21 protein-coding genes and 2 pseudogenes are annotated in these 24,932 nt (G+C 35.4%); 18 read left to right on the top strand and 5 right to left on the bottom strand.

Translation table 11 applies throughout. The features are described from left to right. The first annotated feature begins 189 nt into the window (after positions 1-189). The 7 genes and pseudogenes from MKY02_RS14180 to MKY02_RS14150 all read left to right on the top strand — a co-directional run. On the top strand, positions 190-903 hold the full coding sequence (locus MKY02_RS14180; protein WP_038189904.1) for an AraC family transcriptional regulator: 714 nt from the start codon (positions 190-192) through the stop codon (positions 901-903). Between the two features lie 163 nt (positions 904-1,066). Further along, positions 1,067-1,948 carry a DMT family transporter gene (locus MKY02_RS14175; protein WP_038189902.1) on the top strand — a complete coding sequence of 294 codons (882 nt, stop codon included), beginning with the start codon at positions 1,067-1,069 and terminating at the stop codon, positions 1,946-1,948. Positions 1,949-2,223: 275 nt separating this feature from the next. Beyond that, complete coding sequence (locus MKY02_RS14170; protein WP_076033913.1) at positions 2,224-3,732, top strand: lmo1851 family serine protease; 1,509 nt, start codon at positions 2,224-2,226, stop codon at positions 3,730-3,732. Between the two features lie 101 nt (positions 3,733-3,833). Further along, positions 3,834-4,727, top strand: coding sequence for a CobW family GTP-binding protein (locus MKY02_RS14165; protein WP_038191078.1), 894 nt, complete (start codon positions 3,834-3,836; stop codon positions 4,725-4,727). A gap of 199 nt (positions 4,728-4,926) precedes the next feature. Then, positions 4,927-5,691 carry a CAP domain-containing protein gene (locus tag MKY02_RS14160; RefSeq protein ID WP_038189897.1) on the top strand — a complete coding sequence of 255 codons (765 nt, stop codon included), beginning with the start codon at positions 4,927-4,929 and terminating at the stop codon, positions 5,689-5,691. A gap of 121 nt (positions 5,692-5,812) precedes the next feature. Next, positions 5,813-6,001 (top strand): hypothetical protein, encoded by a 189-nt coding sequence (locus tag MKY02_RS14155; RefSeq protein WP_076033912.1) that lies wholly within the window; start codon positions 5,813-5,815, stop codon positions 5,999-6,001. Between the two features lie 12 nt (positions 6,002-6,013). Continuing rightward, a pseudogene (locus MKY02_RS14150) lies at positions 6,014-6,274 on the top strand (Ger(x)C family spore germination C-terminal domain-containing protein); the annotation flags it as partial. A 31-nt stretch (positions 6,275-6,305) separates the two neighbouring features. Here MKY02_RS14150 and MKY02_RS14145 read toward each other — a convergent pair. Continuing rightward, positions 6,306-7,679, bottom strand: a complete 1,374-nt coding sequence (locus MKY02_RS14145) for an MATE family efflux transporter (protein ID WP_076033910.1) — start codon at positions 7,677-7,679, stop codon at positions 6,306-6,308. 123 nt (positions 7,680-7,802) lie between these two features. Between MKY02_RS14145 and MKY02_RS14140 the strand changes: the two genes are divergently transcribed. The 3 genes and pseudogenes from MKY02_RS14140 (at position 7,803) to MKY02_RS14130 (ending at position 9,944) form a co-directional block, all read left to right on the top strand. After that, positions 7,803-8,879 carry an undecaprenyldiphospho-muramoylpentapeptide beta-N-acetylglucosaminyltransferase gene (locus MKY02_RS14140; protein WP_038189886.1) on the top strand — a complete coding sequence of 359 codons (1,077 nt, stop codon included), beginning with the start codon at positions 7,803-7,805 and terminating at the stop codon, positions 8,877-8,879. A gap of 214 nt (positions 8,880-9,093) precedes the next feature. Further along, positions 9,094-9,204: pseudogene (locus tag MKY02_RS14135) on the top strand (IS1595 family transposase); the annotation flags it as partial. Between the two features lie 170 nt (positions 9,205-9,374). After that, a complete protein-coding gene (locus MKY02_RS14130) occupies positions 9,375-9,944 on the top strand; it encodes a dihydrofolate reductase family protein (protein ID WP_038189882.1) in 570 nt (189 codons plus the stop codon). Positions 9,945-10,467: 523 nt separating this feature from the next. On the opposite strand, the gene MKY02_RS14125 is transcribed toward MKY02_RS14130, so the two are convergent. Beyond that, positions 10,468-11,016 carry a GNAT family N-acetyltransferase gene (locus MKY02_RS14125; RefSeq protein WP_038189878.1) on the bottom strand — a complete coding sequence of 183 codons (549 nt, stop codon included), beginning with the start codon at positions 11,014-11,016 and terminating at the stop codon, positions 10,468-10,470. A gap of 352 nt (positions 11,017-11,368) precedes the next feature. Between MKY02_RS14125 and dapF the strand changes: the two genes are divergently transcribed. From dapF to odhB, 6 genes are all read left to right on the top strand, one after another. After that, positions 11,369-12,331, top strand: coding sequence for a diaminopimelate epimerase (gene dapF / locus MKY02_RS14120; protein ID WP_340711419.1), 963 nt, complete (start codon positions 11,369-11,371; stop codon positions 12,329-12,331). Positions 12,332-12,352: 21 nt separating this feature from the next. Next, positions 12,353-14,386 (top strand): sensor domain-containing diguanylate cyclase, encoded by a 2,034-nt coding sequence (locus tag MKY02_RS14115; RefSeq protein WP_038189872.1) that lies wholly within the window; start codon positions 12,353-12,355, stop codon positions 14,384-14,386. An 18-nt stretch (positions 14,387-14,404) separates the two neighbouring features. Continuing rightward, on the top strand, positions 14,405-15,079 hold the full coding sequence (locus MKY02_RS14110) for a response regulator transcription factor (RefSeq protein ID WP_340711418.1): 675 nt from the start codon (positions 14,405-14,407) through the stop codon (positions 15,077-15,079). After that, on the top strand, positions 15,076-16,482 hold the full coding sequence (locus MKY02_RS14105) for a HAMP domain-containing sensor histidine kinase (RefSeq protein ID WP_076065952.1): 1,407 nt from the start codon (positions 15,076-15,078) through the stop codon (positions 16,480-16,482). The genes MKY02_RS14110 and MKY02_RS14105 overlap by 4 nt, the downstream gene beginning before the upstream one ends. Positions 16,483-16,727: 245 nt before the next feature. Next, positions 16,728-19,526 (top strand): 2-oxoglutarate dehydrogenase E1 component, encoded by a 2,799-nt coding sequence (locus tag MKY02_RS14100; protein WP_038189864.1) that lies wholly within the window; start codon positions 16,728-16,730, stop codon positions 19,524-19,526. A gap of 29 nt (positions 19,527-19,555) precedes the next feature. Next, positions 19,556-20,809, top strand: a complete 1,254-nt coding sequence (gene odhB, locus MKY02_RS14095; protein ID WP_076065953.1) for a 2-oxoglutarate dehydrogenase complex dihydrolipoyllysine-residue succinyltransferase — start codon at positions 19,556-19,558, stop codon at positions 20,807-20,809. A 130-nt stretch (positions 20,810-20,939) separates the two neighbouring features. On the opposite strand, the gene MKY02_RS14090 is transcribed toward odhB, so the two are convergent. From MKY02_RS14090 to MKY02_RS14080, 3 genes are all read right to left on the bottom strand, one after another. Continuing rightward, positions 20,940-21,119, bottom strand: coding sequence for a hypothetical protein (locus tag MKY02_RS14090; protein ID WP_038189843.1), 180 nt, complete (start codon positions 21,117-21,119; stop codon positions 20,940-20,942). A gap of 226 nt (positions 21,120-21,345) precedes the next feature. Continuing rightward, on the bottom strand, positions 21,346-22,167 hold the full coding sequence (locus MKY02_RS14085) for a methyl-accepting chemotaxis protein (protein WP_076065954.1): 822 nt from the start codon (positions 22,165-22,167) through the stop codon (positions 21,346-21,348). A gap of 326 nt (positions 22,168-22,493) precedes the next feature. Beyond that, complete coding sequence (locus tag MKY02_RS14080) at positions 22,494-22,850, bottom strand: potassium channel family protein (protein ID WP_076035413.1); 357 nt, start codon at positions 22,848-22,850, stop codon at positions 22,494-22,496. 320 nt (positions 22,851-23,170) lie between these two features. On the opposite strand from MKY02_RS14080, the gene MKY02_RS14075 reads away from it, so the two are divergent. Continuing rightward, positions 23,171-24,013, top strand: coding sequence for a CAP domain-containing protein (locus MKY02_RS14075; protein WP_235175781.1), 843 nt, complete (start codon positions 23,171-23,173; stop codon positions 24,011-24,013). 137 nt (positions 24,014-24,150) lie between these two features. Continuing rightward, positions 24,151-24,930 carry an ABC transporter ATP-binding protein gene (locus MKY02_RS14070; protein WP_076035414.1) on the top strand — a complete coding sequence of 260 codons (780 nt, stop codon included), beginning with the start codon at positions 24,151-24,153 and terminating at the stop codon, positions 24,928-24,930. The last annotated feature ends 2 nt before the right edge of the window (positions 24,931-24,932 follow it).

Here is a 24,932-nt window from a genome sequence, read left to right as displayed (position 1 = left end):
CTTTTTTTTATTTAAATCAGTAAATTGAACATAAGTAATTTTAGGAGTAGGACCATATGATAAATTGATGGTCTTTTGTTTAATATGTAGAATCCACTATTTAAATCATAATATTTTCGTAGATTGACCATATTATAAGAATCTACTTAATTGCATAATAGGAAACTGGAAAAATCGGAGGAATTGAAAATGGACCCAATTAGAGAAATTGTAGCAGAGCGAAGAACTTATACTTCAATTCAAGAAAAGCATTCCCATCGTTATGCACAGTTAATCCTCCCTCTTCAAGGAGAACTTTCTATACAAACTGAGTCGAAAAGTCTTTTACTTGGTCCTGAAACAATATTCTTTCTTCCACCTAAATGTAATCATACATTTCATTCAGTTGAACGTAATGAGTTTTTGGTATTAGATATCCCTCATTTTATGCTTAACGAGAGGCAATTACAAAATAGGGAATTATCCTATAAGCTGAATAATCAATGGAAAGGGATCCGATATCTTTTACTAAATGAACTTGAACAACAGTCATGGAGTGGATCTGCTGTTAAAGAACTGTATCCTTTTATTTCTAGGTGTTTAATCCAAGAACAACTACCTAAATCCATTACATATATCCATGAACATTATAATGAAAATATTACAGTACATGATCTTGCCTCCCTTGAACATTACAACCGTTCATATTATTCGGATTGGTTTCTAAAAGAAACTGGTAAATTACCTACAGCATATATACAAGACGTACGTTTGAAAAAGGCTAAAGAATTACTGAGAGATACAGAGTTACCTATTTTACATATTGCTATTCAAGTTGGTTTAGGACATCAATCTTCCTTTACGCGATTATTCCAAAAACATGAAGGAATAACACCAAGTCAGTATCGAAAAAATCAGAGATAAAAAATAAAAATGTAGTAGAAAAAAATAAAAAACGCTCAAAATACGACATCTGGTAAAAATAATCTGATATTCAGAAAAAATCGCTCATCAAATGTATGCGAAACTTAGTTATGGTCTTAATTTAAGTTCATTTCATAGATTATTTGTTTTAAGGAGCGAGAAGATGAAAACGGCAGTGGGCTTATTTTTTACACTTTTATGGTCGTCTGCAGCGATTGCTACAAAATTTGGTTTATATTCTACTACCCCAATGTTACTAGCTACCAGTCGATTTTTAATCGCAGGCATAATACTATTTCTTTTTGTTTACTTAATTAGCAAAAAGTATCCTTGGCCAAAGAAACAGGAATGGAAACCCTTAATTGTTTTAGGACTATTGAATACTACAATTTATTTAGGTGCATCCTTCTGGGCGTTAAATCATGTATCTGCAGGTTTATTTAATTTGTTTGTTACTACTAATCCTTTTATCGTTGCTTTTCTGTCCTACATTTGGCTAAAAAGAACAGTTTCTTTACAAGAATGGATAGGGATGATTGTTGCTGCTGTTGGTTTATTAATAGCCATTTGGCCATCAATCTCAAACAGTGAAGTTAAAGGAGTTGGCTTACTTATTCTAGGGGTGGGGATGATATCAATGGCAATTGGGAGTGTTTATTTTAAAAAAGCTAATTTAAACCTACCGAATATTGTTATTAATACTTGGCAAGTGCTAATAGGGGGAGTGGTATTAATTCCAATAACATTTATACTAGAAAAGGATACATACTTTTTGAAATGGGATTATTATTTAGTAGGATCGTTAATATGGTTAGTGTTAGTAATATCAATCGCTACGATGTTGCTATGGTTTTACTTGTTGAAGCAGGATGCAGTTAGGGCAAATAATTGGTTATTTATGACTCCGATTTTTGGCTATGTACTGTCTGCCATCTTTCTAAATGAAACTATTACATTTTATGATATTATTGCAACGGTACTAGTACTATCAGGCTTATTACTTTCGGGTAATATTGAAATCAAATCTATCAAAAACATTAATTAGCATGTAATCAGACCACCTTTTGAAGGTGGTCTTTGTAATTTACTGTCCTCTATGAAGGATATTATAGGCATTTAACCAATTTCCATTAGAATCTTTTAATCCATAGCCACCAAATGCACCATGTAATTTCAAAGTATCGTTCAAATAAGTTAATTGAGGTAATACAAATAGTGATATTTTTATCTATATGGAAGGGCTTGTTTGACGTTGAAAGAACCGTACTATATTATGGTATTAGTGTTTAAAACACTTGAAGATTGAAAGTGGTGAAATGAATGGACGAGAACAAAGTGGAACCAGAAAAAAACGAACAACCTACCGATGAACAAGAAAACTTAGAAGATGTAAAGCCTGCTGGTAAATACATACGTATTAAACCTTTTGCGTTAATCATGATGGTAATTGTTTTAATATTATTTACTTCTGGTTTGACAATCTTTGCGCTAACATTTGGAGAGAAAAAAGTTGTAGAAGTTCGTACGCCGACTCATACAGAATTCCAAAAACTATTTAACGCATTTGATGAATTAAAAGCAAACTATTACAAAGACATTGATACAGAAGAAGCAGTAAACGGTGCGATCAACGGTATGATTGAGGCACTTGGAGATCCTTATTCAGATTATATGAATGTTGAGGAAGCTTCCAATTTCAATGAAAGTATCTCTTCTAGCTTCCAAGGTATTGGGGCTGAAATCCAAGAGCAAAGTGGCAATATCGTAGTTGTTTCACCTATTAAAAACTCACCAGCTGAAAAAGCAGGGATTTTACCAAACGATATCATTGCTACAGTTGATGGTAAAAGTATTTCAGGGATGACATCTTCTGAAGCTGTATTATTAATTCGTGGTGAAAAAGGAACATCTGTAACACTTGAAATTGTTCGTGGTGATAGTGAGAAAAAAGTTAAGATGAAAATTGTCCGTGACGATATTCCGATTGAAACAGTTTATAGTGAAATGTTAAGCGGAAAAGTTGCGCATATTCAAATTACAACCTTCTCTGATAACACATATAAAGAACTATTAACAGCACTTGATGATATGGAAGCTAAAGGAATGAAATCACTTGTAGTTGATGTGCGTCAAAATCCTGGTGGTTTACTTGATTCTGCTGTTAATATCGCTAGTTTATTTGTTAAAACAGGGGAACCTGTTATGCAAATAGAGGACAAAACTGGCAAAAAAGAAGTAATTGAAGCTCAAGGTGGACGAAAAGTAACAGTACCAGTGTCATTATTAATAGATGGTGGTAGTGCCTCTGCTTCTGAAATTTTAGCTGGAGCACTTAGTGAATCTGCTAATATCCCAATAATTGGTGAGAAGTCATTTGGTAAAGGAACAGTTCAAACTGCTAGTAACTTAAAAGATGGATCAAACTTGAAATTTACAACAGCTAAGTGGTTAACACCTGAAGGTAACTGGATTCATGAAAAAGGTATTAAACCAACTGTTAAAGTAGATTATCCTTCTTATGCTTCATTACCGTATCTAGATCCTGAAAAAGTCATGAAAGAGGGTTCTTTATCAGATCAAGTGAAAGCTGCTGAGAAAATGTTGAAGGCAGTAGGTTACAAACCAGGAAAAGTTGATGGACTGTTTGATGCTTCAACAAAAGCTGCAGTAATGGCATTCCAAAAAGACCAAAAACTTAAAGAAACTGGCGTTTTAAAAGGCCAAACAACTTACGCATTAATGGAAGAGCTTCGTCTGAAAATCAAAAAAGATGATCCACAGTTATTAAAAGCTAAGCAATTAATGAAACAAGAGAGCCGTTCAAAATAATATAAAATCACATTTAGTGATAAAAAGAAAATGAATGAAGAGCTGACCGTCTTAGGAGGTCAGCTTTTTCATGCATTTATATAGAAGAAAGGATGATTTACATGGTTGATGTATATCTATTTAGTGGATTTTTAGGAAGCGGTAAAACATCTATGATGACAGATGTAATCCGTCAATTGAAAGAACAAAATATTAAACCAGCAATTATTATGAATGAGCTAGGCAAATTAAATTTCGATTCACAAGCAGTGGAAGAGGATGTTCCTTTGAAAGAAATGCTCAATGGTTGTATATGTTGCTCAGGATCAGAAAAAACAGAAGCGCAAATACAAACATTATTAGCAGAATCAGAGTTTGATGTACTCATTATTGAGACAACAGGGGCAGCGCATCCAGTGGAGGCATTAGATGCTGTATATTCGCCTCTTTTTGCTGATCAATTGAATATAAAGGGAATCGTTACAGTGGCAGATAGTAAACGCTGGCTAGAACGAAATCAATTATCACCTCAAGTACGATCACTGTTTTTAGAACAAATCCGACATGCGCATCTTATCTTAGCTAATAAATCAGATTTACTAACAGAAGAAGAACGAGCAAAAGTAACGTTTGAAATTCAATCTTTAAATCCACATGCGCAGTTATTACAAACAACTAATGGCCGGGTACCTTTAAAGTATTTACAGAGCCTACATGCAACAGCTCGCCCAAATAACATTGAATCAGCCCCAATAAGTCATTTGCATTTAAGTTCTCGCTTAGTAACATTCACTGAACCAGTAGAACAAGAAGTTTTTGAAGCGTGGCTTCGAACAATTCCTTCAACTATTTATCGTATGAAAGGGTATGTTCCTATTAAAGGTATGAAAAATCCAATGCTCTTTCAATATGCATACGGTTTAACTCAATGGATGCCTGAATATATGCAGATGCCTCCTAATATTGTTATCATCGGTGAAAATGTTAATGAACTCGAGGTTGTTGGTACTTTGTAACATAACAAGCCGTTTTTTTGGGTGTCAACCCAATCCTCCTAGTAATAAAACGATAGATTGCTAAATTTGCACAATTTCATAGCCTATTCGTGATTGAAATCAAGGCGTTGTTAATCTTAATTGGACAAAGTAGCAATAATTGGACACTTTATTACAAAAATCCCGCGTTACGATATTTGCAGACAAGGAGGAATAAAACATGAAAAAATGGTTATTACCAATGAGTCTCGTTATGCTAATGGGCGTACAGGCGGGAACGGCGGAAGCTTCAGCTTCTACAAACTCAACCGACACGGTGAAGCAAACGCAAACAACATATAAAGGGGCTAAGCCTTGTAAGGTAACTTATAAGTTTAATAGCAAAACAAATAAATACACTTATAAGTATAATTGCAATACAAGTAAACCTTCAGGTGGCAATACTTCAAAACCAGAGAACAAACCATCAAATGGTAACTCAAATAATTCAGGCAACAATTCGTCAAATGGCAACACAGGTAACTCAGGCAACAGTTCGTCAAATGGCAATACAGGTAATTCAGGTAGCAATTCATCAAATTCGAATAACTCTACATCATCGACTGTAGATCAATTCGAACAAAAAGTTATTGAGTTAACTAATGTTGAACGTCAAAAAGCTGGATTAGCTGCTCTTAAATCAGATAAAGCTTTGATGGGTGCAGCACGTGAGAAATCACTTGATATGCAAAAAAATAAATATTTCTCACATACAAGCCCAACTTTTGGTTCACCATTTGATCGTATGAAAGCACTAGGTATTAAATACAGTGCTGCTGGAGAAAATATTGCTATGGGTCAAAAAACACCAGAAGAAGTTGTAAAAGGTTGGATGAATTCACCAGGTCACCGTGCAAATATTATGAGTACATCATTTACTCATATTGGTGTAGGTTATGCTGCTAATGGTAACTACTGGACACAACAATTTATTAAAGCAAAATAAAGAATACTATATATAGTAAACCAGCTCTCAATTTTGAGAGCTGGTTTTTTGTTATATACCTTAAAAGGTCAATTAAATTTATTTGAACTTTCCTATACTAATCCAAAAAGGGGGAGACTTAATGCAGCAAATTGAAACATTTATATCACAACTACAAAAGACCTATTATAACTCAGCTGATTTTGTAGCTCGCGAAATCGATTGGCCAGGTGAGCCATTCGCTGTTATTTGCTATTATGGTTCCTTACTCAATAAAAAAGAAGTACAAGAACAGTTGGATGTTTCGTCAGCAACCATACATATAAATTAAAAATTAAATGTAAATATTGAGGAGTTCCCTCATAATAGATTATATGAAGATAAAATAAGGAGAGAGTTGCAAGGGTTTTTGACGAAAAAGGTTCAGGAAGACGTTGAAAAATTGTTAGTTAAACTTCAAGATGCACCATCAGATGCATTAGGAATTGGGCGAAAGATACGTGCGTTCCATCCAAAAGTATGGGATGAAAAATGGGGAGAAAAGTTTGCTTCATTAACATTAAAGCCTAAAATTACAATTACAAGAACTGGGATATTAGAGTAGTTGTAATTTTAGAGGAATAAAAACTCCTCTATTAAGCAATAGAGGAGTTTTCTTGTGACTCTTTTTTCGCTTTCCGCTGAACAATAAGGAGACGGAAACTTAGGGTTACAGCACCAGCTGTAAGACCACTAATAAGACCAATCCAGTAACCGAAAGGTCCTAAATCTGTATAATTTGCAATAACATAGCCAAGAGGTAATCCAATTACCCAATACGATATCATAGCCATTATGAAAGTAATAGTCACATCCTTATACCCGCGTAATGCTCCTTGGACCGGTGCTTGTATGGCGTCCGACAATTGGAAGAAAGCAGCGTAAATTAGAAACTGGGTTGCTAAAGCTAGTACTTGTGGATCAGTTGAATACACACCGGCTATTTGTTCTCTGAAAATGATTAAAATAGTTGCAGAAATAAAACTGAAAATAACGGCTGTCACGACTGATATGTAGCTATAAATACGTGCATCTTTGAATCGTTTAGCACCAACTTCAAAGCCTATTAAAATAGTTGCACCCATTGCTATACTCAAAGGCATCATATAGGTAAGACTTGCAAAGTTCATCGCAATTTGATGGGCACCAATAACAGCGGTACTGTAATTACTCATCATTATTGCAACAATTGAGAATATGCTTGTTTCTGCAAAAATAGATAAGCCAATAGGTACCCCGATTTTGCAAATTTCTAGCCATTTTGCAAAGTGGATTTTTGGCCAACTTGCATACAATTTAAAGTTTTTAAATGGTTGACCCTTCATAGTAATGACAATAGCCACAGCACAAATAATCCAATAAGTTATGGCTGAAGCCACCCCGGAGCCCACTCCTCCAAGCTCAGGAAAGCCAAATTTACCGAAAATTAATAAGTAGTTAAAGAAAATATTGACCGGTGTAGCTAGTAAAGTTACGAACATAGATATTCTAGTTTTTCCAAGAGCATCGATGAAACATCGTAGAACACTATAAACAAATAAAGGAATTAAGCCAAAACTCATAGCGATCAAATAATCATGTGCAATGCGTTGTACTTCAGGTTCTAAAGTCATCGCATTTAATAAGGGATTAATGCCTGCCATTAATAGTCCGAAAATAATAATTGCTAATACAATTGCGACATAAAATCCTTGTTGAACTGAAAATGTCGCTTCTTTCTGCCTTTTTGCACCGACAAATTGTGCTACAATAGGTGTTATGGACAAAAGAATTCCTGATAAACCTGTATAAACAGGCAACCAAATCGAAGAACCAATGGAAACACCTGCTAAGTCAGCAGTGCTATATTTACTTGACATTAAGACATCGAAAAACGACATTAAATATAAAGCAATTTGGGTGATTAAGATCGGAAACACAATTTTTAGCATGACTGTCCATTTTGCTCTCATCGTAGATGTTTCATGCATATAATTCGCCTCCAAGTATTAATTGACATCTTTTCTATTGTGATTTCGTATAGTAAAATAAGTAGCTGTTCTAATAAATCCAAAGCAGTTCATACATTGTTCTAGCAGAATAGGAGAATAATAATGACGAACCAAACAATAATATTAACTGGTGGGGGTACAGCTGGCCATGTTTCACTCAATCAGGCTATAATACCATCTTTCCTTAAAAAAGGCTATGAGGTGCACTATATCGGCTCAAAAGAGGGCATTGAAAAAGAAATTATAGGCCAGGCATTCCCTGACCTCCAATATCATGCAATTTCAAGCGGTAAATTAAGACGTTATTTTTCAATGAAAAATTTTACAGACCCGTTCAGAGTTTTAGCAGGTGTTGCACAAGCAATAACGATTATTCGTAAATTAAAACCTGTAGCGATTTTTTCTAAAGGTGGCTTTGTATCAGTACCTGTTGTTATGGCAGCAAAAATGGCTGGAGTTCCAGTTATTGCGCATGAATCTGATGTTACACCAGGTCTTGCCAATAAATTATCATTACCATTTGCTTCGCATATTTTCACAGTATTCAAGCAAACACTTAAGCATTTACCAGCAGAAAAGGCGTCTTGCACGGGATCAATTATTCGACCAGCATTATTTGAAGGACGAAAAGCAACAGGCTTAGCATTATGTGAATTTAAAGAAAGAAAAGAAGTAATCCTGATTATGGGTGGTAGCCAAGGTTCTAAATTTATTAACGATGCAGTACGCGCTAATATTGTGCAACTTTTAGAAAATCACAACGTTATTCATCTTTGCGGAAAAGGGCATATAGATGAAGCTTTAGTAAATATGCCTGGCTATAAGCAGTTTGAATATGTAACGACAGAATTGCCAGACCTATTACACGCTTCTGATCTAATCGTATCTAGAGCGGGTTCAAACTCTATTTTTGAGTTTTTAGCTTTAGAAAAACCAATGTTACTAATTCCGTTATCTCTACAAAAATCACGTGGTGATCAAATTTTGAATGCTAAGCTATTTTTTGAACAAGGTTTAGCTGAAGTTTTACAAGAAGATGATTTAACGAATAAAACATTTATGGAAGCACTACTTAGCTTGGAGCAACATAAAGAAGGTTTGATCAAGCAAATGCGAGAAACAGAATCTCCTAAAACACCAGATGAAATGGTAGAGTTGATATTAAATTATGCTAAATAACAAAAGTATCTCTAACTGAGATAGCTTAATATGAAGGACATTAACTTTAAATATAGTTAATGTCCTTTTTTGTATAAATATAAGAGGGATTTGTAAGTTCGATTGCGTATGAACTTTTTAAGGGAAAGGCTCTGTTAAAGGTAAATGTTGATATTTGATACCTCTCCGAATACTTGTTAAAATCATAATAAGAACAAGTATTCGATTATTTAAGGTGAGCAAAGCATTTAGCAACTTATTAAAGTATATCGACAAGATACCACATGCCAAAAAGGAACAAGCCTATCAATGGTTTATACTGTATGTTGAACTTTCATCCTCAGTTGTATTTGAAATGACAGATACTTATAATAGCCGACGATTATCTAAATTCGTTGTGTAATCCTTATTCAACGGGCAAATTATTTTAGTAATTTTTTACATGCTATCAATAATGAATTATTGAATATCGGGGCAGAAGAAACAATATCTGAAATGATAAAAGGAGAAAGAGATATGTCTAATAACGTAAAACAGAGAAGAATAATTTTAGATTTAGCAGTTACTTTAGATGGTTTTATTGAAGGGAAAAATGGAGAAGTTGATTGGTGCATTATGGAACCTGATATGGGGTTCACTAATTTCTTGAATCAAATTGATACTATTTTATATGGTAGAAAAAGCTACGATTTATGGGGACAATATATTCCGAAAACTAAAGATTCTGATAGCGAAAAAGAAATTTGGGGATTGGTTCATAGTAAAGAAAAATATGTATTTTCCAGAACACAAAAAGAGGCAGATAATCGAGCAATATTTATAAATGAAAATATTCTTGAAGAAGTAAATAAATTGAAGAATAAGCCTGGTAAAGACATCTGGCTATATGGCGGAGCAAGTCTCATTACAACTTTTATAAATTTAGGGCTTGTTGATGAATTTAGATTATCTATCCACCCTGTTATTTTGGGAGAAGGAAAACCGATGTTTATTGATATAAAACAGAGGTTAAATTTAAAAGTGGTTAATACAAAAACTTTCTCTTCTGGCGTTGTACAACTAATCTATCATTGTAATAGTAATTAATAATATCGATCATTACAATGATGAATTCTAATGAATATCAAAAGGTAATACTCAATAGAAGTTGTTACTTATTCTACTAATGGCTAGAGTTATTGCAATAAGGATGAGCAACTCTTATATAATGGGTTTCTTTTAATATTATTAAATTATCAACATTAAATTTTAACAGAGCCAAGAGAAAAAAAGCTTTCACTTTTGTGAAGGCTTCTTTTAATGAAAATACCGTTATGTGGTTGAACGAGCGATAGGGAATGGAAGTGTCCCAAAGTAGAATGCCTAGCTTCAGGCGCTAGACTCTCGGGTCGTTTCGGTCTCTCGGCACAAGACAAAAAGCGTCTTGTGTTCGAGCCCTCCAACGGCTGTCGAGTCTGAGCGAGCGCCCTCAGCATTTAGTTAGATATCCAGCTTCAGCGGCCAGCCTCTCGAGGTCACTTCAGTCTCTCGGTCAAAAGCTGAAGTGATGCTTTTGATTCGAGCCTTCCAGTGCTTGTCGAGGCTAAACGGGCCGCTTCAGCATTTAAGATTACATCGCTTGTTCTTCTTCTTCTTTTTTCTGACTAGCTGTATATAAATAAAAGTAGTCTTTTTGGATTTTCATTAGTTCAAAGTGCTTGTCACCTTGGTTGATTTGCTCATATAGGGATGGATGGCTTTCTTTAGCATCCATTATATAGCCAATTTTCTCGGCAGCACGAAGGGATTTGGCGTTTTCAGAGCGAATTCGTAAGAAAACGGTATGGAACTCCAGTTCAAAGAACAGTTCATGTAAGAAGAGTTCTTTTGCTTTCTGGTTGTATCCTTTTCCTTGGTGTGGGGTACCGATCCAGGTGCCTAAAAAGCCAGCGCCGTCTTGCACATCATAGACGGTAATTGTGCCGATGGGTTGTCCCCAGTCATCGGTTATCGTACGAGAAACGGCTTTACCGTTCTCCTCGTCTTCCATTAGTTGGCTAGTCAAAAACCAGTACTCATCGGCACTATTAGCTTTCTGACGCACAAAAGGGAAGACAGATGGGTGTTTTAGTAACTCATAAAGATCGTTACATTCGTGTAATTCACGTCGCTTAATCAAGCGAAACGCCTCCTTTACGGGGGTGAACGTCCAAATAAATGGCAGGTCCTAGCCCCCTCGAAATTTTTCATATAATGTTGCATAAAAAATTTCGGGGTGGGAATCGAACCCACTAGAACCAGCATGACTACTGGTGGCGCACCATTTGCCTTCCCTATTGACTCTATAAAAAATAGGAATCATTTTATGAAATTATTTTGCAATTTAACTATACTAAGTTTTACCTGATTTGCAAAGAAAAAAACATGAAAAAATAAATTTGTAATATTTACAAGCCTTAATTGGAACATATACAGTTGTATGCTTGACAAAATAGAATTATGATATATATAGATAATACGGGGGGATGTATATGTTAATGCAGTTACATAAAGTTCACGGTTCAGGCAATACCTTTTACATATTTGAAACAACTGACGAAAAAAGTATGGATTGGTCTAAACTTGGCGTTTGGCTTTGTCAAAAAGACAATCTTGGGGGAGCAGATGGCCTATTGCTTGTTGCACCATCTAAAAAAGGACTTGCAAAAATGCGTGTCATTAATGCTGACGGATCTGAGGCATCTATGTGTGGCAACGGTTTACGTTGCGTCGCTCGCTATATTTGTGAAAAATACAATGTTTCAAAGGCATATATTGAAACAATGAAAGCCGTCTTAATGGTACAAAAAGAACCATCAATTTTCGAGGGCATTCCAACATATTCTGTTGAAATTGCACCAGTATCTTTTGACCTTGTTTCTTTACCAATGCTTTACAAAAACAAACAACAAATTCGTAATGAAGTAATTGAGGAATTTGCTGATGACATTTCATTTACAGCTGTTTCAGTTCCTAATCCACATTTAATCGGAATTGTTCGGTCTGATAAAATAGCCAATACACATCATCAAGAAAGTTTATCTAGCACATTAAATGGTGATAATGAGTATTGTCAAGACGGTGTAAATGTGAGCTATGTGTATCCGATGGATGAGGACTCAATTTACGTCCGTACATATGAACGTGGAGTAGGCTTTACTAATGCTTGTGGTACGGCGATGACAGCATCTGCATTAGTTTCTTCTATAGAGGGAGTAGTTTCAGCTAGTAAAGTAACAGTCTATAACCCTGGTGGCTTTGTTCAATGTCATGTGCATCATAATGCAGGTAATTATGTTTTAAAACTGATTGGTAATGCAACATTTGTAGCTGAATTAGAGTTGAGCACTGAAAAAGAATGGTTGTGGCAATCTGTTAAGGAAACAGACGAACAAAAAGCTTATGAATCTCTAATAACTTATGCAGAGACTAAAACAGCATATCTATTTATTTAACTTCTTGAAGAGGTGGCAATATTGAATGGCAATCTGATTACTAAAGAGCAGTTTGATGCGCTTTATCAAAATTGTTTAGATTTTGTTTTTTTAATGGAAAAAGTCAGTAATGAATATCTATACGTATACATAAATCGTGTAGCTGAAGATGTTTTTGACGAGTCGCCAATAGGCAAAAGTCTTTCTGCTTGTTTAGAAACAGAAATCGTTGAGATGATAGTTAAATATTACAATGAATCCATCGAGAAACAGCAACTTCTTCAATACCGAGATTTCTATTTGTTCTCTGACACTGAGCGCACGAATGAAACAACCGTTACGCCAATTTTTTATGGTGGAAAGCAATATATACTTGCCGTTACGAAAGAAATTTCACAGCAAAAAGTGATAGAGGAAAAAAACTTATTTCTACAATCACTTTTTGACATGAAAATGGACCCAACAATTGTATTAGCTAATGATTTAACCTTTTTTGATGGTAATCCGAAATTTGAGCAGTACTTTAACTGCAAGATTGAAGACTGGAAAGGTAGAATGTTTTTTGATTTTCATCTTGTTTCACCAGAAGATCATGAATCATTCACAGAGCATCTCCAAGACGCTTTAAATGGAAGAGGGAATCCTTCCGTTTTGTATACACATAAAAAAGCGGATGGCAATGATAGCCAATTCCTTGTCAGTTTTTCGCCAATCACTACTAATAACCAAGTTGTAGCTATTTATATTCAATGGTTAGAATTAACGAAAAATATTCAATTAAAAGAAGATTTACGTCAAGTAAATCATATGCTTAATAGTTATAAAGGAGCTCTGAATTCAGCGGCAAATATTTGTATTACAGATAAAAATGGCATCATTAAATTTGTAAATGAGCGCTATGCGCAATCAAGTCAATATAGTGCAGATGAGCTAATCGGAAAATCGAATAAGATATTAAATTCACGGACTCAGTCTTCTTCATTTTATGAAGAAATGTGGAAAACGTTACTAAATGGTCAAATTTGGCGCGGAGAAATTTGCAACCATTCTAAATATGGGAACCGATACTGGATGGATACTACAATTGTTCCGATATTCAGTAATTATGGTGAAATTGAGAGTTTTCTTTCTGTTTGTTTCGATGTATCTGATAAAAAAATTATGATGACCAACCTTCGGAATATTGAAAAAACTTTCCGACTTATTACCGAAAATACAAATGATTTGATTGTCATTACGAACGATGATGGCATAATCATTTATGTTTCCCCAAACCATATTAAACAACTTGGCTTTGAAAAGGACGAGCTACTTGGGCGTTTCTATTTTGATATGATGTCTGATGATAGTAAGGAATTGTTAAAGGGTGAATTTTCATCGACACTATTGGAAAAAGGGGACGTACAGATTGATTTACAGATTAAAACGAAAAATGGAGAAACTTTTTGGACTGAAACCTATCTAACAGCAGTTAAGGATGCTGAACGTGATGAAGTGTTCCAATATGTAAGTGTCGCTAGGGAAATTACCCATCGTAAGAAAAGGGAAGATCAATTGCGCTTTATGGCCTATCATGATAGTTTAACGCTGCTACCAAATCGACGCTACTTATTAATGGAATTTACTAAGTTAGTTAAAGAAGCGATTGCTCTAGATTACGCTATCACATTGCTCTATATTGATGGGGATGATTTTAAAAAAGTGAACGATGATTTCGGTCATGATGTAGGGGATGACTTTATCCGTAATTTTGGACTGGCGCTTGTTGCCAGTGTTCGTGATTTAGATATAGTTAGTCGAATAGGTGGAGACGAATTTATTGTTGTTTTAACTAATATGTCAAAAGACCAATGCACCCGTAAGCAGCAAGTGAAAAATACTATTAAACGTATTCAACAAACACTAAAAGATGGCTGGACAATTAACGAACAACACTTTTCACCTACATCGTCTATTGGGATCGCTTCATTCCCTGAGAATGGTCAATCAATAGAAGACTTGCTAGATAAAGCTGATGAAGCACTATATATTGCGAAAAAAACAAAAGGGAAAAACTCGTATCATTTTTCAAGTTAAAGATGGAAGGTGTTTTCAATGCAAAAGCATATTCTATTAGTAGAAGATGAAAAAAACATTGCACGATTTATTGAACTAGAACTGAAGCATGAACAATTTGGAGTGACAGTTTGTTCAAACGGCCGTATTGGTTTAGAGACGGCTCTAGAGCAAGAATTCGATGTCATTTTACTCGATGTTATGCTTCCAGAATTAAATGGAATTGAAGTATGTAGACGCATTAGAGCCATTTCGGATGTACCTATTATTTTAATAACCGCTCGAGATGCTGTAATTGACCGTGTAGCTGGTCTAGATGCGGGAGCTGATGATTACATTGTAAAACCTTTTGCTATTGAAGAATTATTAGCAAGAATTCGCTCAATTTTAAGGCGATATACTTCGATTGAGTCAACAGGACAACAATTAGTATTTAAAAATATTACTATTGATTCTCCGGCATACACTGCCTATGTCAATGAGGAAATACTTAGTTTGACTAAAACAGAATTTGATCTACTCAGCTTATTAATTGAAAATAAGAATCGTGTTTGTACCCGTGATCAAATTTTAGAGCAGGTATGGGGTTATCAATCTGATGTGGAAACAAATGTCGTAGACGTATATATCCGTCACCTGCGCTCAAAACTACCAAAATTAGAAAGTAGCTACATTGAAACAGTGCGTGGAGTTGGGTATGTGATGCGAGAATGAATAAAATCCAACATTATTTATCAAACCAGTCGTTAAAAGGGAAATGGGCACTTACATCTGCTGTCGTCATTTTCGTTAGCTTTGCTGTCATTTGTTCTGTCCTTTACATTGCTATCCACTCATGGCTGTTAAATGAGCAGGAGCAGTCAGTAAAGCGTACAATGGATGACTTAACAGTGTTCTTTGAATCTCAAGGCAATTTCTTAACCATACATGATATTCAGTCAAATAAGGGGCTTATGAATTCTATTGTAGATAAGAATCAAACAGTCCGTATACTAAATCAAGATAAAGTAGAAATATTACGTATTAATGATTCGACGAAAATAATGCCTTCAGTACCAGAAGGTTTACCAAACCACGGTTATGCTATTTCGAAAGAAAAGGTAGAGAATGTAGATACGTTTTTGGCTGCATCGACAATCAGAATTGGTCCTTTTTCAGGCTATATACAATTGACGCACCCCTTGACTTCGTTTCTATCACTTATGCGATATATTTTAACGGCTATGTGTATTTTAGGGTTAGGGGCCCTCATAGCATCTGCAGGAATAGGCTATATTTTGGCGACTACATTATTGAAACCACTAGACGACCTGAGACTTGAGATGACGGAAGTGGCAGAACAGGGATTTAAGGCGCCCATTAAACTTCAATACGATGCCAAGGATGAAATTGGTGACTTATTGACCGTATATCGATCGATGATGGGGGAACTAGAGCAATCATTCCTTAGCCAACAACAATTCATTTCTGATGCCTCTCATGAGCTGAGAACCCCTATTCAAGTAGTAGAAGGACACTTATCGTTAATTAAAAGGTGGGGGAAAGACGATCCAGCTGTTTTGGAAGAATCATTAAATACTTCCTTACTAGAAATTACACGTATGAAAAAGCTTATAGAAGAGATGTTAGAACTTGCAAGAAGAGAACAGAACGATTTACAAAACAATGCTGATATTCTTATGATTACTGCCGATATTATGGAGGAAATAAAAGTACTATCCCCAGATGCAACGATTGAATTAGAAGTTGATTCAGAAAATAGTTACAGGGCAATTATTTCTGACAATGCTTATGGTCAGATTTTACGCAATCTTTTGCAAAACGCTATACGTTATTCTGAAAATAGTCCAAGGATTAAAATCCGACTTTCAAAACAGCATGAAAATGTGCAAATTGAAGTATCAGATCAAGGTATTGGTATTGCAGAGGAAGACCAAGCACGGATATTTGACCGATTTTATAGAGTCGACTCATCTCGTTCCCGAGATGGTGGGGGCACAGGATTAGGATTGAGTATTGTAAATATGCTGGTAAATAAATACTGTGGAACGATAAAAGTGAAGAGTAAACTCCATTTCGGTAGCACTTTTTCTATAGAATTGCCAGCTGAAAAATGACGTTTTTATCAAAGTTTATTCTATTATTAGTTCGTTCAAGAAAAAAATTGCTAAATTTGTTGAAAACGATTGTATTTTTTGTGAAGAGTAGTAAGATTGAAGGGGAAAAATGTTCTTCTTGATTTATTAATACAGTTGTTTCACTTAAGCAGGAAGAATGGTAAGATAGTTAGTGGATTTTCAAATTATTAATTAAATTAATTAATGGAACTGCCACTTGGCAAAAAAGTTGGAGGTAATTCTACATGTCAAACAATGTTTCACCTGTAAGCTCACCATGGGCAGCTTTTTCAGGTCCCAACCTTGGCTATGTGATGGAAATGTACGATTTGTATTTAACATCACCAGAAGAAGTTGATCCAGAACTTGTATCATTATTCGAACAATACGGAGCACCAGTTCAAACTAGTGAAGTATCAAACGCTACAAGCGTTGAACCAGGTAACTTTGCAAAAGTTTTAGCTGCCGTTCAATATGCGGATGCCATTCGTGTATATGGTCACTTAGGAGCAGACATTTATCCTTTAAAAGACCATCCACGTGACACTACTCGAATCGAAGCAAAAACTTACGGTTTATCTGATCAAGATCTAATCGAAATACCTGCTTCGTTATTATTAAAAGACATTCCTGCAAGCGTTAACAATGGATTAGATGCAATTAATTACCTAAAAGCGATTTATACAAGTAAAATTGCTGTAGAAATTGCACACGTTGTTAACAGAGAAGAGAGTGTGTGGCTACAATCTAAAATTGAAAGTGGCGTATTAAACGCAGGTCTTTCAAATGATGAGAGAAAAGCAGTTTTAAACCAACTAACAAAGGTTGAAGGATTTGAGAAATTCATCCACAAAACATTTGTAGGACAAAAACGTTTTTCTATCGAAGGTTTAGATGCATTAGTTGTTCTTATGGATGAAATCGTTCACCGTTCAGAAGACAAAGGTGTAAAAAATGTTATGATCGGTATGGCTCACCGTGGTCGCTTAAATGTGTTAACGCATGTATTACACAAACCATATGATATGATGTTTGCTGATTTTGCGCACGTTCCAAATGAGTTATTTATTCCGAAAGACGGTTCTTTAGAAGTAACTAAAGGATGGTTTGGCGATGTTAAATATCATATGGGTGCTACATATAACAGCAAAAAAGGTGCAACAATCAAATTAGCCTATAACCCATCTCATTTAGAAGTAGTAAGTCCGGTTGTTACAGGTCAAGCTCGTGCAGCTCAAGATAACACTTCTAAAGCAGGTGCTCCAACTCAAGATGCTAAATCTGCTCTAGCGATTTTAGTTCATGGTGACGCAGCGTTTGCTGGTCAAGGTGTTGTAACTGAAACGATGAACTACTCACGCACAAAAGGATTTAACACAGGTGGTTCAGTTCATATTATTGCTAATAATATGATTGGATTTACTACTGAGCATTATGATTCACGTTCAACTGTTTATTCTTCAGACCCTGCAAAAGGTTATGAAATTCCAATATTACACGTTAATGCGGATGATCCAGAAGCAGTTGTACAAGTGGCTCGTTTTGCAGTAGAATATCGTGAACAATTTGGTAAGGATATTTTAGTAGACTTAGTTGGTTACCGCCGATATGGTCATAATGAAATGGACGAACCAATGATCACAAACCCAACAATGTACACAGGTGTTCATGGACACGATACAGTACGTGCATTGTACGGTAAAGCACTTGCAGGTCAAGGTATTGTAACAGCAGAAGAAGTTGCTACTTTAGATGCTGATACACAAAAAGAAATGCAAGCAGCATATGATCATGTGAAAGAAGTTGGCGAAGGGCAACATGTTGAAAACGAAATGCCAGAAGCTGTGAAAAACGGTTATGATATCGTAGAAACTGGTGTTGAGCGCGAACGTCTAGAAAAAATGAACAAAGAATTATTAACATGGCCACAAGACTTCAATGTCTTCAAAAAACTAGGCAAAATCCTTAGCCGTCGTGAAGATGCATTCGTAGGTAAAGGTAAAATTGACTGGGGTCATGCTGAAACGTTAGCTTTCGGAACAATTACACAAGAAGGTAATTCAATCCGTTTAACAGGTCAAGATGCACAACGTGGTACATTCGCACACCGTCACCTTGTGTTACATGACGAAAAAACAGGTGCAGAATTAACACCATTACACCATATTACTGGTGCAGACTCTTCATTTGTAGTGTATAACAGCCCATTATCTGAAGCTGCTATCGTAGGCTATGAATATGGCTATAATTTAGAAAATGAGAAAAATCTAACTATCTGGGAAGCGCAATACGGTGACTTCGCAAACATGGCTCAAGTAATGTTTGATAACTTCATTTCTGCATCTCGCTCTAAATGGGGTCAAAAATCAGGTCTTGTTATGTTATTACCGCATGCTGCTGAAGGTCAAGGTTCAGAACATACAAGTGCTCGTTTAGAACGTTTCTTACAATTAGCTGGTGAAAACAACTGGACTGTTGCAAACCTATCAAGCGCTGCAAACTACTTCCATTTATTACGCCGTCAAGCTAAGATGTTAGGTACAGAAGCAATTCGTCCATTAGTTCTTGTATCACCAAAATCACTATTACGTAATCAAATCGTAGCTGCAGATGTAGAGGAATTAGCAACTGGTCATTTTGAAACAGTTATTGAACACCCGACAACTGGTTCAGCTACGAAAAAAGTAGAGCGTATTCTATTTGCTTCAGGTAAAGTAGCTATTGATATTGCAGAAAAAGTTGGAGATGGTAAAGATTTCGATCACGTACACTTAGTACGCGTTGAACAACTGTACCCATTCCCATCTGAGAAAATTGCTGCAATTATTAAACGTTTCCCTAACGCAAAAGAACTTGCATGGGTACAAGAAGAACCTCAAAACATGGGGTCATGGACATTTGCAGATCCTTATATGCGTGAAGTAGCAGAAGACAAAGACGTTCGTTACATCGGTCGTATCGTACGTTCATCTCCTGCTGAAGGTGATGCAGATTCATACAAAGCTGAACAAGCACGTATTATTGAAGAAGCTGTAACTCGCTAATAGCGAATATTTTGAAGGAGGAAATTATTGTGGCTGAAATTATTGTCCCGGAATTAGCAGAATCTATCACAGAAGGTACGATCGCACAGTGGGTGAAAAAACCTGGTGATAAAGTAGAAAAAGGTGAGTTCATCGTTGAACTTGAAACTGATAAAGTAAACGCTGAAATTATCTCTGAAGAAGCTGGTATTTTGAAAGAAATCCTTGCTGAAGAAGGCGATACTGTATTAGTAGGTGCTGTAATTGCAATCGTTGAAGCAGGTGATGCTGCTGCAACTCCAGCAACTCCAGCACCAACACCAGCAGCTGAAGAGGCTGCACCGGCACCAGCTGTAGAAGCACCAAAAGCTGCACCAGCACCTGTAGTTGTAGAAGAATCATCTTCAACTGAGCGTGTAATTGCTAGCCCAGCTGCTCGCAAATTAGCTCGTGAAAAAGGAATCGACTTAGCATCTGTATCTCCAGTAGATCCTCAAGGTCGAGTTCGCGTACAAGATGTGGCTGCACATGGTACAGCGCCAGCTGCTCCTGCTGCAAAACCAGCTGAAGCACCGAAAGCTGCTACTCCTGCAGTTGACGAATCTCGCGTGACAGTTGAAAAAATGTCTCGTCGTCGTCAAACAATCGCAACTCGTTTACTTGAAGTAAAACAAAGTACGGCAATGCTTACTACTTTCAACGAAATCGATATGACAAACGTTATGGCACTTCGTAGCCGTAAAAAAGATCAATTCCAAGAAAAGCATGATGGAACTCGTCTTGGTTTCATGTCATTCTTTACAAAAGCAGTAGTTGCTGCACTTAAAAAATATCCATACGTTAATGCTCAAATCGTAGGTAATGAAATCCACCTTAATAACTTCTATGATGTTGGTGTTGCTGTATCTACTGACGATGGATTAGTAGTACCAGTTGTTCGCGATTGCGACCGTAAAAACTTCGCTGAAATCGAAGATGCAATCGGTGGTCTTGCTAAAAAAGCACGCGACAAAAAATTACAAATCGCTGACTTACAAGGTGGTTCATTCACAATCACTAATGGTGGTGTATTTGGATCATTAATGTCTACACCAATCATGAATGGTACTCAAGCTGCTATCTTAGGTATGCATACAATCCAAAAACGTCCAATCGCTGTTGGTGATGAAGTACAAATTCGTCCAATGATGTACGTTGCACTATCTTATGACCACCGTATTATTGATGGTAAAGATTCTGTAGGATTCTTAAAAACTGTAAAAGAATTACTTGAAAACCCTGAAGACCTATTATTAGAATCTTGATTTATAGCCTAAACCTTTTGTAAGAAAGTAATAAGCCCTACACACCTTTTGAGAGTGTGTAGGGCTTATTTTTATTAGGTGTAAAGAGAAGTAGTAACGGACGAAAAATAACCTAATGCGGAAGCTTAAATTAAGTTATATTAACATTCGTTTTTATTGTTGAGCAATGTTGCTTTTGTGAACATGCGTAGATTGATAAAGTAGATAATACTGTTTCCTTTGAAGCAGTACTAAGTAGTTCGGTCGCTATACGTTGTAGTTGATAGGTTTCAATAGTCGTCAATTTTTGTGGATTTAACTGTCGTTCCATGCGCTTCACCTCTTATATTCATTATAAGAACATTCGTTCCTTTATTCAAGGGGAATATGACAACAAAATCGGACAAATTTGAAATGTTTTTAAGAAGAAAAGAAATAAAAATGAATTTAGAGCAAGATAGAGAAGTTAATGGAGGGTATATAATTAGCTCATTGATTATAAAGCATTCAATGAGCTAAATCGTATTGCTATCTAAAAACTCATGGAGTGAAAAAATTCATCGTAATGTTTCTTTCATTAATTGCCCCATTTGATTGCTGAGTAATCCTAGCTCTTCAATAATTGAGCTGAAGTCTTGTACTAGCTCAGCTTGTTCATTAGAAGCAGAATTGATCTGACTCATACTGCCCATTAAGCCTTGTAAATTTTGCGTGATATTTTTCAGTGAATCTTCAATCTTTTCGGTAGCCGACTTTGTTTCTAGAGATAGTTTTCGAACTTCTTGAGCAACAATATTAAATCCAGCACCATGTTGACCTGCTCGTGCAGCTTCAATTGAGGCGTTTAACCCAAGCAAATTCGTTTGTTGAGAGATTGATTTGATAAAATCTGTAACGCTATGAGAAGCTTCTGAATCAGCAAGAGCTAGACGAGATTGTTCGGTAATTTCAGTACTTGTTGCTGCTAGCTCCTCTGAATGAGAGGCAACAAGATGTACTTTATCCTGTAAACCTAGGACAGCATTTTGTAGATGATCCATATAAGATTGTAATTTCTCTTGTTTCTCCATTGAAAATACTAAACTAAAAGCTCCAATTACATGACCATTTTCTTTAATTGGATATATGTTAGTGTGAAGTAAGACTCCGTAAAATTCGGCTGGTATATCTCTTTTAACGTTTTTCCCCGTAAAGGCTTGTCGTAATTCTTCAGTATCTTCCATCGTGTCACCAGTCTTTACTCCTAGATCAACTTTAGTTCCTGGAGACGCAAAGTAAACCTTGTTTTGACCACGCTCAACAATACTCACAAAGATTTCATTATTGAATGCCATTTGTATGTAAGGTGTAGCTTGTTTTAAGACTTCTAATAAACTCAAACAAAAAACCTCTCTTCTATATACTAGTCATCTGATATAAGTGCTTTGTATCTACAATTATTTCGTGTATAGATAAAATTGACTATATTTATAATAGCGTATATTAGATATAGAGTAAATATTTCGATTATTCGAAAGGGGGAAATTGTGAAAAAATACTTAGTATCGACAAAAATTAAAGGGAGAAATGAGACTACTTCTAAAAAAATCTCAATTTCAATTCGTGTAACAAAAAAATCCTTTTATAAGTAAGTGTTAATACTGATAGAGTATTGAGCAATTAAAAAATAAAAAGGTCGTCTTTTAAGACAACCTTTTTATTTTGATTATCTTCTTTTTTTTAAATCAGTAGTCGGTTCATCTGTAGACTTAATCATGGTCTTACCAAGAGTCAATAAAGTAAGAAACATAACTCCAACACCAACTGCTAAATAAAACATCGTAAATACTTTACCCAGATTTGTAGTTGGTGTGAGCGAAGTATCTACACCACTCGGAATCAGACTGACAACACAAAAGTATATGGCATCAAGTATAGACCATCCTTCTACTTTTGTATAAAACATCGTTCCTGACAAAAGGATAAAAAATAAGGTTGTAAACAATGAAATAAATAACGGTTGCTTAAAAGCACGGATTAAAGCCTTTAAAAGACGTTTTGTAGTTAATATAAATGAAATCATACATTCTCTCTTTCTATTGCTATATGAAACTAGTATACAACAGATGGAATATATATGAACAGTTTTAAAGAGTAGGTCTAAGTATCTGCGAAAGGTTGAAAAATTAATAATATAAAACTATTTTTGGTCTTTGAGACCATAAATATTTGATAATATGATATAGTGATTAAAAATTGTAGTCTATACGATTCTTTTTTAATTGATATTAATAAAACGACTATATTTAATGTGGAACTCTCCGAAAAAACTATTGAGAGTGTTGCTTACATTGAAAATATACCGTTTTAAAAATTAGATTCGGAGGAATTAAGTTGAAGAAAATGCTAAAAAAACTAAGCGTCCTTTTCATGGCGATAATCTTTTTAGGCAGTTTAGCAAGTCCAATTTATGCTAAAGCAAGTACGCCAAAAACAAAAAAAGTAACACTAACTGAAAAGAGTAGATTGTTTACTAAGCAAGGCGGATATGGAAGAAAATCAACAGTAGCTGCAAAAAAGAAAGTAACGATTATAAAAACAACTAAAGATAAATGGATGCAAACAAAAGATAAAAAGTGGATAAAAGACGGTTTTACTGGTGATTATATCTATCTATCGAAAAAAACAACGACTTATAAAAAAGAAAAAGGATCGAAATCAGCAAAGAAACTTGCAGCTGGAATTTATAAAGTGAGTGTTGCAAATACAAATGGTTGGATCAAAGTCAAAAAAGGTAGCAAGACATACTGGATTAAATCTGGTAAATTTGTCGACAGTTACATTGATTTAGGAAATAAAAAAATGCAAGATCAAATAGTTACTATTTTAAATAAAGAACGTGCAAAAAAGAAACTGAAACCTTTAAAACAAGATCCTAAGCTTACAAAGCTAGCGATCATTCGTTCATTAGATATGGAGAAAAATCGCTATTTTAGTCATACAAGTCCAACTTATGGAAGCTGGTCTAACCTCCTGAAAGGGTCAGGTTATAACACATATGCATCAGGTGAGAATATTGCAGCAGGTTATTCTACTGCAACAAGCTTTATGAATGGTTGGATGAATTCCCCTGGTCACAGAGCAAATATACTATCACCTAATTATCAAAAAGTTGGAATAGGTATTGTTGTTTCAGGTAAAAACGCTCAATATCCAACATATGGAACTCAAATTTTTGCAAAATAGCTATAACCCCCCCTCTTGTCTAACCACATGAGGGGTTTTCTATTTGGAGAACTTCTTAACAATTTTCTCACTCTCAACCTCTTGTTTAGTGAATATTCAGTTATAATGAAATGAATATCTATAAAGGGGTTTTTGAAATGGTATTACATATGAAAGAGGTATGTTTGAAACGAGAAGGGCAATGGATTCTAGAAAATATTAATTGGCAAATAGAAAAAGGGGAGCATTGGGTATTGTACGGTTTAAATGGAGCCGGCAAATCAGCTTTGTTGAATATGCTATGTTCTTATTATTTTCCGACAAAGGGTGATTTAAAGGTAGTAGGAAGAACATTTGGGAAATCCGTTTTAGGAGAAGAGCTTAGAAGGAAGATTGGCCTCGTATCATCAGGACTTCAACAAAAATTAAATCCCAATGATAGTGCATTTGAAATCGTTCTTTCAGGTGCTTTTGCTTCGATTGGTCTATATGAAAAGCCAACACCGGTTATTCGGGAAAAGGCAATAAGTATATTGAAAAAACTAGGGAGTATTGAATACGCCGATCGTGATTATCAAACTTTATCGCAAGGAGAAAAGCAAAGAATATTGATTGGTCGTGCCTTAATGGATGATCCAGAGTTACTCATATTAGACGAGCCTGCTACTGGGTTTGACTTCATAGCTAGAGAACAATTGTTAAAAACAATTGGTGAAATTGCAGCTTTAGAAAGCGGACCAACAATAATCTATGTCACACATCATATTGAAGAAATTCTACCGGTTTTTCAGAAAACATTATTATTAAAAAAGGGCCAAGTATTTGCTTCTGGAAGTACAATCGATATGCTAACAAGTGAAAAGCTTTCTTCATTTTTCGATATTCCAGTAGAAGTTATTTGGTACAATAATCGTCCATTATTATCAAAGCGGGATTAAAT

The organism is Viridibacillus sp. FSL R5-0888 (assembly GCF_038009105.1).
GTDB classification, from domain to species: Bacteria; Bacillota; Bacilli; order Bacillales_A; family Planococcaceae; genus Viridibacillus; species Viridibacillus arenosi.
The sequence above is the reverse complement of the archived record's forward strand: the minus strand, read 5'-3'. Positions and strand labels throughout refer to the sequence as shown.

What these genes read in the sequence shown, in the direction of transcription:
- MKY02_RS14180 (WP_038189904.1), top strand. Translation starts at nt 190, where the DNA reads ATGGACCCAATTAGAGAAATTGTAGCAGAGCGAAGAACTTATACTTCA.
- MKY02_RS14175 (WP_038189902.1), top strand. Translation starts at nt 1,067, where the DNA reads ATGAAAACGGCAGTGGGCTTATTTTTTACACTTTTATGGTCGTCTGCA.
- MKY02_RS14170 (WP_076033913.1), top strand. Translation starts at nt 2,224, where the DNA reads ATGGACGAGAACAAAGTGGAACCAGAAAAAAACGAACAACCTACCGAT.
- MKY02_RS14165 (WP_038191078.1), top strand. Translation starts at nt 3,834, where the DNA reads ATGGTTGATGTATATCTATTTAGTGGATTTTTAGGAAGCGGTAAAACA.
- MKY02_RS14160 (WP_038189897.1), top strand. Translation starts at nt 4,927, where the DNA reads ATGAAAAAATGGTTATTACCAATGAGTCTCGTTATGCTAATGGGCGTA.
- MKY02_RS14155 (WP_076033912.1), top strand. Translation starts at nt 5,813, where the DNA reads ATGCAGCAAATTGAAACATTTATATCACAACTACAAAAGACCTATTAT.
- MKY02_RS14145 (WP_076033910.1), bottom strand. Translation starts at nt 7,679, where the DNA reads ATGCATGAAACATCTACGATGAGAGCAAAATGGACAGTCATGCTAAAA.
- MKY02_RS14140 (WP_038189886.1), top strand. Translation starts at nt 7,803, where the DNA reads ATGACGAACCAAACAATAATATTAACTGGTGGGGGTACAGCTGGCCAT.
- MKY02_RS14130 (WP_038189882.1), top strand. Translation starts at nt 9,375, where the DNA reads ATGTCTAATAACGTAAAACAGAGAAGAATAATTTTAGATTTAGCAGTT.
- dapF (WP_340711419.1), top strand. Translation starts at nt 11,369, where the DNA reads ATGTTAATGCAGTTACATAAAGTTCACGGTTCAGGCAATACCTTTTAC.
- MKY02_RS14110 (WP_340711418.1), top strand. Translation starts at nt 14,405, where the DNA reads ATGCAAAAGCATATTCTATTAGTAGAAGATGAAAAAAACATTGCACGA.
- MKY02_RS14105 (WP_076065952.1), top strand. Translation starts at nt 15,076, where the DNA reads ATGAATAAAATCCAACATTATTTATCAAACCAGTCGTTAAAAGGGAAA.
- MKY02_RS14100 (WP_038189864.1), top strand. Translation starts at nt 16,728, where the DNA reads ATGTCAAACAATGTTTCACCTGTAAGCTCACCATGGGCAGCTTTTTCA.
- MKY02_RS14090 (WP_038189843.1), bottom strand. Translation starts at nt 21,119, where the DNA reads ATGGAACGACAGTTAAATCCACAAAAATTGACGACTATTGAAACCTAT.
- MKY02_RS14080 (WP_076035413.1), bottom strand. Translation starts at nt 22,850, where the DNA reads ATGATTTCATTTATATTAACTACAAAACGTCTTTTAAAGGCTTTAATC.
- MKY02_RS14075 (WP_235175781.1), top strand. Translation starts at nt 23,171, where the DNA reads ATGCTAAAAAAACTAAGCGTCCTTTTCATGGCGATAATCTTTTTAGGC.
- MKY02_RS14070 (WP_076035414.1), top strand. Translation starts at nt 24,151, where the DNA reads ATGGTATTACATATGAAAGAGGTATGTTTGAAACGAGAAGGGCAATGG.